The sequence below is a fragment of the Bdellovibrionota bacterium genome, from assembly GCA_035292885.1.
Classification (GTDB): domain Bacteria; phylum Bdellovibrionota_G; class JALEGL01; order JALEGL01; family DATDPG01; genus DATDPG01.
The window spans coordinates 1-9,904 of sequence record DATDPG010000009.1; the positions used below are offsets into that span (position 1 = coordinate 1).

Annotated in this window: 14 protein-coding genes; 2 read left to right on the forward strand and 12 right to left on the reverse strand. The window is 56.8% G+C overall.

The window, feature by feature from the left end; genetic code table 11:
- The 6 genes from VI895_00350 to VI895_00375 all read right to left on the reverse strand — a co-directional run.
- Window positions 1–283: hypothetical protein (locus VI895_00350; GenBank protein HLG18248.1), on the reverse strand; the 283-nt coding region annotated here is incomplete at its 3' end.
- 76 nt (window positions 284–359) lie between these two features.
- A complete protein-coding gene (locus VI895_00355; protein HLG18249.1) occupies window positions 360–1,256 on the reverse strand; it encodes a hypothetical protein in 897 nt (298 codons plus the stop codon).
- Complete coding sequence (locus VI895_00360; protein HLG18250.1) at window positions 1,253–2,050, reverse strand: orotidine 5'-phosphate decarboxylase; 798 nt, start codon at window positions 2,048–2,050, stop codon at window positions 1,253–1,255. The genes VI895_00355 and VI895_00360 overlap by 4 nt, the downstream gene beginning before the upstream one ends.
- Window positions 2,047–2,787 (reverse strand): hypothetical protein, encoded by a 741-nt coding sequence (locus VI895_00365; protein HLG18251.1) that lies wholly within the window; start codon window positions 2,785–2,787, stop codon window positions 2,047–2,049. Before VI895_00365 ends, VI895_00360 begins: the two co-directional genes overlap by 4 nt.
- Complete coding sequence (locus VI895_00370; GenBank protein ID HLG18252.1) at window positions 2,762–3,532, reverse strand: hypothetical protein; 771 nt, start codon at window positions 3,530–3,532, stop codon at window positions 2,762–2,764. Before VI895_00370 ends, VI895_00365 begins: the two co-directional genes overlap by 26 nt.
- Window positions 3,517–3,933, reverse strand: a complete 417-nt coding sequence (locus VI895_00375; GenBank protein HLG18253.1) for a hypothetical protein — start codon at window positions 3,931–3,933, stop codon at window positions 3,517–3,519. The genes VI895_00370 and VI895_00375 overlap by 16 nt, the downstream gene beginning before the upstream one ends.
- 80 nt (window positions 3,934–4,013) lie before the next feature.
- Between VI895_00375 and galE the strand changes: the two genes are divergently transcribed.
- A complete protein-coding gene (gene galE, locus VI895_00380) occupies window positions 4,014–4,997 on the forward strand; it encodes a UDP-glucose 4-epimerase GalE (protein ID HLG18254.1) in 984 nt (327 codons plus the stop codon).
- A 26-nt stretch (window positions 4,998–5,023) separates the two neighbouring features.
- Here galE and VI895_00385 read toward each other — a convergent pair whose 3' ends face one another.
- From VI895_00385 to VI895_00400, 4 genes are read right to left on the reverse strand one after another with little or no spacing between them, the layout of a single operon-like run.
- Entirely contained in the window at window positions 5,024–5,239 is a 216-nt protein-coding gene (locus VI895_00385; GenBank protein ID HLG18255.1) for a hypothetical protein, read from the reverse strand.
- Between the two features lie 59 nt (window positions 5,240–5,298).
- Window positions 5,299–5,496 (reverse strand): hypothetical protein, encoded by a 198-nt coding sequence (locus VI895_00390; protein HLG18256.1) that lies wholly within the window; start codon window positions 5,494–5,496, stop codon window positions 5,299–5,301.
- 51 nt (window positions 5,497–5,547) lie between these two features.
- The gene (locus VI895_00395; GenBank protein ID HLG18257.1) at window positions 5,548–6,945 is read right to left on the reverse strand and encodes an FAD-dependent oxidoreductase; all 1,398 of its coding nucleotides are present in this window, start codon (window positions 6,943–6,945) and stop codon (window positions 5,548–5,550) included.
- A gap of 3 nt (window positions 6,946–6,948) precedes the next feature.
- Entirely contained in the window at window positions 6,949–7,674 is a 726-nt protein-coding gene (locus VI895_00400) for a glycosyltransferase family 2 protein (protein ID HLG18258.1), read from the reverse strand.
- Between the two features lie 89 nt (window positions 7,675–7,763).
- Here VI895_00400 and VI895_00405 point away from each other — a divergent pair, with 89 nt between their 5' ends.
- Entirely contained in the window at window positions 7,764–8,939 is a 1,176-nt protein-coding gene (locus VI895_00405; protein ID HLG18259.1) for an isocitrate/isopropylmalate dehydrogenase family protein, read from the forward strand.
- 110 nt (window positions 8,940–9,049) lie between these two features.
- Here VI895_00405 and VI895_00410 read toward each other — a convergent pair whose 3' ends face one another.
- Together VI895_00410 and VI895_00415 are read right to left on the reverse strand one after the other, a co-directional pair.
- A complete protein-coding gene (locus VI895_00410; GenBank protein HLG18260.1) occupies window positions 9,050–9,454 on the reverse strand; it encodes a nucleotidyltransferase domain-containing protein in 405 nt (134 codons plus the stop codon).
- Window positions 9,455–9,463: 9 nt separating this feature from the next.
- A partial coding sequence (locus VI895_00415; GenBank protein ID HLG18261.1) for a tetratricopeptide repeat protein occupies window positions 9,464–9,904 on the reverse strand: 441 nt, incomplete at its 5' end.

Sequence of the window (9,904 nt, forward strand, 5' to 3'; positions counted from 1 at the left end):
GTTTCGGCGGTGGGGGCGCAGCCGTCTTGGGCGGAGGGGGCGGGGCAGGTTTTCCAACCGAAGGTTTTCCTTGGGATGTGCTCGGCTCTTTGATGACAACTTCGCCGGAGCTGGTTTCCACCTCAAAAAAATCGTCGAATCCGCCGGCAAGTTCGACGGCGCCTTCTCGTGGACCTCCGATCGTGACCGGTTTTCCGCATTTCGGACAATCGACTTCGCCCGTCGCGGCGGCGCCTTCGGTCTCTTCGAAGACATGCTGGCAGCTATCACACGTGAATTTCATTTCATGGAGCTCTCAGGTTTTGCTCTGCCGGCCGGGGCCCGCGGAACCGGGAAAAGTATAGCAGATTGAAACCGGCTTAAAAATACAACTCCAGGTTACCGGCGAACGTATTGCTGGTGGGCGAAAGGTGGCGCGCATACGTGAACCCGACGCCGATCTGATTCGTCGACGAGACCGCCCCGACCCCCCAAAAATTATTGTCCCGAACCCGGTCCAAACCGAATCCGGAGCGGAGAAATAACCCTTCGGCAGCTCGAATTTCTCCTCCAAAGTAAGCGTTGACCCCGTTGGTGGTGGATGTTTCGAAGTTCTTTGTCACGTCGATGGCAATCCGGGCGTACGGCTGAAGGTTGAGGGCGCCGCCAAACCCCATGGAAAGGGGAAACTCATTGTGACTGTATCCTTGCGCAAGGTTTTGCGCCGTCAACGCGAGGGACAAAAGAGGAATCGGTTTCACCAGAAACCCGACATCGATGTCCGGCCCGTCCGGCCCGGTTATGAAGGGCGAATCGACCGTCGAAACGTAGTACTTTGCCGCCATTCCGACGTAGAGAATCTCGCTGAAATCACCGGCCCCGGCGAGCGTGACCTGATGCACGTTGATGTCGTTCCCGCCGATCGACCGCTGGTCGTAATCGTACGCCAAACCGAACGCCATGACCGGCGTGGCTTTGTAATCCGACACGGCGACGCCGAACGTGTTGGAAGGCGCGAAGTCGTTATAGAGATAATCCCCCGAGACGGAGACTTTCCCCTTCCGCTGCGCCAGGCCCGCCGGATTGAGCAAAATCGCCGCGTTCGTATCGGCCAATGCTCGAAACGCTCCGCCAAAGGAGAGCGGCACGGGCTTCAACGAATAGCCCTGCGTAAGATCAATGTCGGTTATGTTTTGCGCCTGGGCCCGACCTCCCCACAATCCACAGAGAAGCCACGGGCAAAATCCCATCCAGAAGCCGAGCCGAACGCGATTCACTTCACATCCGCCTTGGACCGGAGACCGTCGAGCAACTGTTGCATCTTCCTGGCCTCGTCCTCCGGCTTTGGAGCATAAAGAATCGCACGCCCGACGTTCGCGATCACCCGATCGCCGAACAGGCGGAGCAGAGGACCCGCCTCCCCTCCTTGCGCTCCGATTCCCGGCATCAGGACCAGCCGGTCACCGACAATCGACCTCACTTCCCGAAGTTCCTCCTCACGGATCCGATTCTTTTCGCTCGGCGCGCCCAACACCACGCCGTCGGCATCGGCCGACCTCACCTGCTCGGAAAAATACTCATATCCTTTTTTGGAACCGAACTTCGCGTTCTTGATCGCCTCGAATTCGGGATTGGACATCACCACCAAAACGATAAGGCCGACTCCGTGGGCGTGCGCCTGTTTCGCCGCCTCGGCGACGTTTCCGGGGAACGGCGCGTAAGTGACCGCGTCGAACCCTTCCGCGGCCGCGTGATAAAACCCGGAATCGTTGGTGTCGCCGATATCGGCCAACTTGCTGTCGTCGATCGCGATCATTCCATGGTCGTGGATTTTTTTGACCAGGCGCCGGGTCTCGTCCCGCGAGAGGTCCTTGATGTAGTTACGGTTGATTTTCACGGCCGCGCAAAACGGAGCGATCTTCTCTACAAAACGGATCGACCAATCGACTTTGGAGGCTCCTTTCGGCAAAGAAGGGCTCCGCCCCTGCTCCGGTTCCGCCGGGTCCAATCCGGCGCAGAGAATCGAACCGTTTGCGCGGACCGCTCTCGTCCATTTTTCGGAAAGCTTCACATCCCCTCCACCTGAAGGGGCCGAACGCCGAATCGGGCGAATTCATCGAAGATCGAGTCGACCACCGTACGCGGCGGCTTTGTTTTTTGAATGGCCATCGGAAGAAGAGCCAGCGCGTCGCTCATCGCGAAGTATGGTATCCGGCCGTTCGACTTCTTGGCGATGGCTTGTTCGACGCTCGCGCCATCGTCCCGCAGCTCCATACGATTCGTGAGGCCGACCGCGGCGATCGCTTCGACACCCGAATCCATGAGATGGTCGATTGTGGACAGGAGCGACCCCCCCGTGGTCGTGACATCCTCCAAAATCACACACTTTCCTTTCGGCATTCCGACGAAGTAACGGTCTTTCGGATCTCCGTGCTCTTTCGCCTGGGCCCGCCCCATCGCAATAACATGGCTCCCCTTGGAAAATTGAGAAGAAGTCCGCGCCAGCTCCATCGTGGCCACGACCGCCAATTTCGTCGCGCCTTCCGGCACGCCATAAAAGCAATTCATCGACAGTTTCTTGTCCCGCGCGAAGGCGAGAACGAACTCAACCGTCCGCAGCAACAAATAGGCGTCCGACGTGACCGAACGCCAATTGACGTACCAGTTGGAACTTCTTCCGGATTTCAGCGTAACCGGCTTTTCAAAAAAACCGACGACGTTCTGTTCGAGGATGAACTGATTGAAATCGCTCTGGGAGAAGGAGCGACCCGCGGGATTCGGCTTACTTCTTGGTGAGCGTACCGACACAATCGGCGACCAAACTTTCCACAACCTCCTTCAGATTTCCGCTCTGGGGAATCCGCTTCACTTTTTCGAGAACAAAGGACTCCCGGTCGCGCCCGAAAAACTTCACTTGCAGCAGACGATTTCCCTGCACACTGCTCGACAGGCGCCCTACAAAGACGCCATCCAGATTGTTGTCCCGAGTCACACGACGCAGCTCGTCCGTCGACTCGATATCGGTTTTGGACGGATCGATCGCGAGAACGTTGACCTTGAAATGACCGTCGTTCCGCAGCGAAAGAGAAAAGAGATCGTTGATCGATTTACCTAAAGGATCGTCGCCGTCCGCCAAGACGAAAGGGAGGATTCCGATCTGTCCGTACTTGGTTTCCTCCACGTCCGGGGCGTACACGGTCTTTTCACCGATCTTTTCGGCGGGCGTCATGGACCTTTCGGCCGGAGGGGATTGCCATCGCTCGAACGAGCGAATGTTTTTCGCTTCGACCCAACCGATGCCGACGGTATCGGTCGGCGACTTCGTGATCCGAACCCAGCCCTTTTTGGGGTTTTGCGGATGCTCCACGATATAGACGGAGTCCCCCACGTTAAGCCGCTCCGGAAGGAGCGACCCGTCGTCCGCCGTCACGTCGACGTTCATCGCCGTGATGACGCCCGGGACCACGGTCGGTTCGTCCGCAAAAACCTGACTCGCGGAAAATCCAACCCAAACGACGAGGAGTGAAAAAACGAACCTCACTGCTGCTGCCATTCCAGCGATTCTCCCTCTTTTCGTTTGTGCGAGACGATCACGTCTCGAATGAATTCGGCATTGTACGGAACGTCCCGGCCCAGCACGCGACGATGGCACTTGTCGCACGTGCGGCCGATGTTCTCCGCGATCTGAGGGCTCTTGATCATTTCAAAATGCCCTTCTTCCTTGTCTTCCGCCCAGGGATTCCCCAGATGGCAAGTGTCGCAGCGATAATTGTGTTTTCTCGCGATCGGTTGTTGGAAGAGATGACAGGGAAGACAAACGCGCTCGCTCCCCCACAATTTCTCCGCCGTTTCTTTGTCCTTGGCCGTCTGAGACTTGATACATCCACCCACCAGGAGGGCCGCCGTAAAAAAGATAAAAAGACCCAAGGTTTCAAACAGTTTCCGCGTGCTCATCTCTGCCGCTACGTTACCTTTGGCTTATCTGGATTGCAAACCTCCTTGGCGGTTTCCGGCAATCTCATTACGATCCCGGCATGGCGGATACTTTCTTGATCACCGGTTCGTCGGGTTACGTCGGGTCCCATTTCGTCAAATTCTTTGCCCAAGCCGGGCGCCGCGTGGTGGGATTGGATTTGGTTCCGCCACCCTCGCTTCTTACACCTTATCTTGCGTCTCACGCCGTGGCCGACATGGCCGACGAAAGAGCCGTTGAACGGCTTTGCGGATCCAATCGCGTCACCGCCGTCATCCATTGCGCGGCCAAATGCCTCGTGGGCGAATCGGTCGAAAGGCCCGACCTCTATATGGACCACAATTTTGCGCGAGCGCGGAAATTGGCCGAGGCCATCGAGCGGTCCGGCGTCGGAACATTTCTTTTTTCATCCACGGCCGCCGTCTATGGGGAACCGAAATCCACTCCTATATTGGATTCCCATCCCCGCAAGCCGATCAATCCGTATGGAGAAAGCAAACGACGGTTCGAGGATCATTTGATCGAACGAGAAAAAACGGGGGGACTTCATGTCGGCATTTTTCGGTATTTCAACGCCGCCGGGGCCGACCCGGGAAAGGAGCTGGGGGAAAGTCACGATCCCGAGACTCATTTGATTCCGAACGCGATTCGAACCGCTCTCGGCTTGCGGACGTCCTTCGATCTCTTCGGCACGGATTACCCGACGCGGGACGGAACTTGCGAGAGAGATTTCATCCACGTGTGGGATCTGGCCGACGCCCACCTCCGTTTGGTCGACCGTATGAAAGGCGGAGGCGCGGGCGGCGTCTACAATCTCGGCACCGGACGGGGGTTTACGGTGAAAGAAGTTCTCGACGAAATCGACCGCCAAGCAAAAACAAAGCTGTCCCGGCGGATGCGGCCCCGCCGCCCGGGGGACCCCGCCGTCCTGGTCGCCGATCCGTCCAAAGCAAAAAAAGAACTCGGCTGGACGCCGAAATTTTCGGACCTTTCGACCATCGTCTCATCCGCGCTGTCCTGGCACCGCTCATCCGGAGACTCCTGACGTCATAACGAATGCTACCCCTCGCTTCAACGTTTGAGAAGAATCTGTAAATCGGCCTCGTCTTGGGGGCGGCCCGTTCGTTTCGAACGAATTAAATCGTTCAGCCCCAAATAAGGAACCCGAACGCCCAGAATCTTTCCGACCTTTCGGTTCCGTTTGGCTTTTTCGTACGTAATCCTCCATGCGGAGGTCGATAACTTTCGTGGCTCGAACCGAGCCGTGCAGGTTAGCGGCGACTCCACCCACCAATATGTAAGCCACCCGGTAACGATTCAAAAGTTCACACAAACGGAGAACGCGATTATCGGTACCAAGGGTTTTTTTGGGCACGTTTCCACCGCTGGTACTCATCGAAGGAATCGAAGGACTTGGCAAAAGGGTGAAAACGGAACGGCGTTAACTCCTTGAATTGCCGGAACAGTTGTTCCGCCTCAATCAAACGTTGAACGATTGCGTCGCTCTTTCGCTGATTGCGAAGTGTTTTCTGTCCCGCTTTCATAACGCCATTACTAACGCGAACAACCCTCCGGTCCGAACGCCGCCTTTCCAACTAAATCTTCGTCCCTCGGTTGACGAAAGCCGGATCGTTGTACGTGACTTCCGGTTTGCCCGAAACGATGTGATTGACGGCTTCCACCCCTTGCATGAACGAATGGTCTTGGTTGGACACTTCGTATTTCCAGGCCCCAAAACGCCCGCGAGAATAAACCCCCTTCTTCATCAGTCGGCCCTGGATGTCCTTCAAAACGCCGTCCCGCTTCAGGAAGGGAATGGGATATCCGTGCGCGGCGCGAAACTTCCAGGTGCTCACGACTTGAGAGCGATTCTGAATCAGCTTCGTGTTGAGAAGTCCCTGGATCGTATCCTCGATCAGGCGATCTTGTGAAACCGGCTTGTGGTTTGACTCCGACGTTTCCGTCATGAGCGACCAGTAGCGCCGGATGTCCGGCACGTTATTCGGACTGTAATTCGAAAAGAGGGTCACGCGATAAAACGGGCAATTGGATTCCGGAAAATACATCCAACATTTTTCCGCCAGATGATCGGGGCACTCCCCTTTAAGTCCGACGCCTACGATGTTCGACGTCGAATAGATCATCTGACGGGCTGATTTCATGAGAGCGCCCTCCCCGGTCAGCCGCGAGAGTTCATCCATCGGAATCGTCGAGAGGAGATGGTCGTACGAAATCTCTTCTCCCGATCGAAGTTCGATTTCACGGCGATCGAGATCGACCCGCGTCACTTCGGTCTTAAACCGTATTTGGCCGTCGGGAATCTTCTTCACCAGCGCCCGCCAGACCGCTCCGGTACCGCCGAACTTGGGAAATCGGAAGGTGTTGTTGGGTCCCCAGCTGACGTCGTCCCTCCGCAGCCGGATATTCTCCTTCACGCGATCCACGTCCGCCACGGACACCCGCTCCCCGATCCATTGGTAATCCAACGTTTCCGGTGGATACGCCCACACTTTGAAGTTGTAGGGGAAGAGAAACAGATCCGCGATTCCCTGACCGAAGGCAGTTAGGATCCACTCCCGAAAATTCTTGGGTCTTTTAGCGCTCTTTGCGTTCTTTGCGTTCCGGGCCGCTTTTTCAAGGCCGGCCAGGCAGCGGTCTCGCGAAGCCTCCGTCAAATACCGAATGTTGTTTTGAAAAGGATACGGAACGAACGTGTCCTCGATCCAAACGTACGATCTCCGCTCGTGATAAAGCCAGCCGTCCGGGCCGAGCGCTTCCTCCATCGCTTGATCGAAACGATGGTAGTGCGAAAACTGAACATGGCCGCCGACATCCCACGTAAACCCCTTCTCATCGACGAACGAAGAGGCCAGTCCCCCGGCGTGGTCGCTCGCCTCCAATACAAGGAAATCGTTCCGCTTGAGTTCTTGAAGCCGAAGCGCGGCTCCGATTCCCGTCGGTCCCGCGCCCAGAATGAGAATCCTGCCCGCCACGCGTCACCCCGCCCGTGCCGCCGGCCGAAATTCCACGCAAAACCGCCGGAGCTGACGAAACGCCCGCGCGCACGATTTCGCAAGCTTCCAAGGTTTAAGAACCGTCTGCCCGGTTTTCCGCGGGAGATGCCGAACACCGATTTCAGTGATTTTGACGCCCAGACGATGCGCACCGATGGCGAGCAAAATGGACGGGGCGAACGTGTCGCCGGGGATGGCGAGCAAGATCTTCCCCAGCAGATCCCTTCGGATCAACTTGAACGGGATATTGATGTCATGAACGCGAATGCCGGTGAGAATAAAGCCGATCCACCGAAGGGTCCGCGAAAGCAATAGGCGATGCCAAGGATCGTCACGGTGCATGCGAATTCCCATAACGTACGGCGATCGATCTCGAACGCCCCATAGTTTCCAAAAGTCCTCCGGCACGAACTGATTGTCGCTGTCGGTGTGGAAAATCCATTCTCCCCGGGCGGAACGATATCCATTCAAGAGCGCCGGACCATGGCCCCGGTTTTCCTGTGTGAGAACCCTTAGCTCGCCGAATCGCGACTCCATCCGATGAAGGATCTCCGCCGTCCGATCCTTCGATCCGTCGTTGACCACCACCATCTCAAAATCGCGGAGCCGCTTTTGAATCTCCGTGATCCAGGAGGAGACGACCTCCTCGACGCACGCCTCCTCGTTGTAACAGGGCATGACCAAAGAGAGCCCGGGTTTGCTCGCCATGAAGAGAAACAGCGTACCAGGTCATCCTTGGGCTGCGAATGAATTCTCCCGGACCTCTACTACTTGTGGGCCGCCGGTCTTTACGCTATATGCTCGGCGCTCCGATGGCCTATCGTGTGGTGGCACTCCCCGGCGACGGCACCGGTCCTGAAGTCATGGACCAGGCGCTGAAATGCCTGGAAGCCGTTCAACAAGTAACCGGCGTCCATTTCGACGTCGAAAAAATCGACTGCGGCGGACAGTACTACTTGAAATCCGGCCAGAAATCCGAAAAGTCGGACTGGCCGGACGGCTCCTTTGAAAAATGCGAACGAGCCGACGTGATTTTGCTCGGCGCGGTCGGCTGGCCCGGACCGGACGGCTCACCCGTCACGATGTCGAACGGAAAAATGGCCGGATGGTCGCCCGTGATCGGCAATCGCACCCGGCTCGATCTTTACGCCAACGTCCGCCCCGTGAAGCTTTACCCCGGCGTACAACATCGCGTGCATGGCCGGCACCGCCAAGTGTGGGAACCCGAAAAAGTCGACATGGTCTTCGTTCGGGAGAACACGGAGGATCTTTACTCCGGCATCGGTGGAACGCTGCGCCCGGGCGGAAAAGAAAAAGTGGCGATCGACACGCGCGTCATTACACGGGAGGGATCGGAACGGGTGATCCGATTTGCATACGAACTCTGCCGAAAACGGGAACGGGGCGCCCCCGCCGACGGGAAGAAACGGCTGACCTGTATCCTCAAAGACAATGTCTTGGAAGGTTGCCGCCTGTTTGGAAAAGTCTTTCGAGAAATCGGCAAGGACTACCCCGAAATCGCTCAAGAGACCGCCATCGTCGATGCGTTCACACAATGGTTGATCACCAAACCGGAGTGGTACGACGTCCTCGTGACGACGAATATGTTCGGCGACATCGTGACCGATCTCGCGTCCGTTCTGCAGGGCGGCATGGGAATGGCGGTGGGAGCCAACATCGGCGACCGGCACGCGATGTTCGAGCCGATCCATGGCTCGGCTCCGAAATACACGGGACAGGACAAAGTGAACCCGTTCGCTATGATCCTGGCCCTCAAAGAAGCTCTCGATTGGCTGGGGACGAAAAACAAGGATAAGAAACTGGTGGACGCGGGGCGGGCGATCGAACAGGCCGTCGTTTCAATCCTCAAAGACGGCAAGCCGCTCACGTACGATCTCGCCGGCGAAGGCCAAGCGGCCAAGGGCTCTGAGGTTGGGTCGGAGGCCGCCAAGCGGCTGAAGACGTTCTTGTAATAGGTCCCGAAAGTTTATTTTCCCAACCGGCCTCGAATACGGCTCAAGAACCTTCAGGCGCTCGGCGATCTGAGCCAGTTTTCGCTCGACCAACGATCTTTCAACGGGACTCATTCGCCCTTTTCGAATTTATCCAGGGCCCGCCGTTGGGCCTTTCGGAGTTTTTCCGTATCCACGAAGCGCCGGAAAGCGAGGGACTTGAATTCCGTAAAGAACGCCGGGTTGTCCGAATAAAGAAGCGCCCCGGTCCTGGCGATTTGCATCGCGACCACAGGATCCGCGCGACGTAAATCAACGACGTCAACATTGCTCCAATGCGTCTGCCGAACGATATCCGTTGTTACGGAAATTTCGTCCCAACCATTCCTCGGCCAAAGCGCGATATCGAGGTCCGAGCCGGAGGACATACGGCCGGTCGCCACGGAGCCAAAAAGCATCACCATTTCAAACTTTCCGGATTCCCAGAGGGGCTTTAATGCGTCCCGGATTTCCTCCACCGTTTGCGGCTTCCCCATAAAAAAAGTCTATCGCAAAGATTCGTCCCTTGCATTGAATTGGACAGCCCTCAACTGAGCTAACCTGGCGTCTTTTGGAGCCAGCAGGTCCAGCTCCTTTATATACGCCCGAACATCCCGCCAGCGTTGCTGGTCCACGGCCAACCTCGCTAAATTAAAAACAATTTCGACGTTAACGGGGTCCAGTTCCCGGGCCTTTTCAAGGCTTTTTCGGGCGTCTCGATATTTAGACTGTCGCGCCAAAGCGATCCCCAAGTTCATATGGCCCTTCGCCGATGTGGGATCGACCGCAACCACCTTTCGAAATGCATCTTCCGCCGCGGCGGATCGTCCCAGCCGTAACTGGCAAAAGCCGAGATTGAACCCATGTTCGGAAAACTTCTTCTCCCCCGGCTTTGCCTGACGAATCACCTGTTCATAGGTAGCCGCTGCCTCGGCCCAATTACCTGC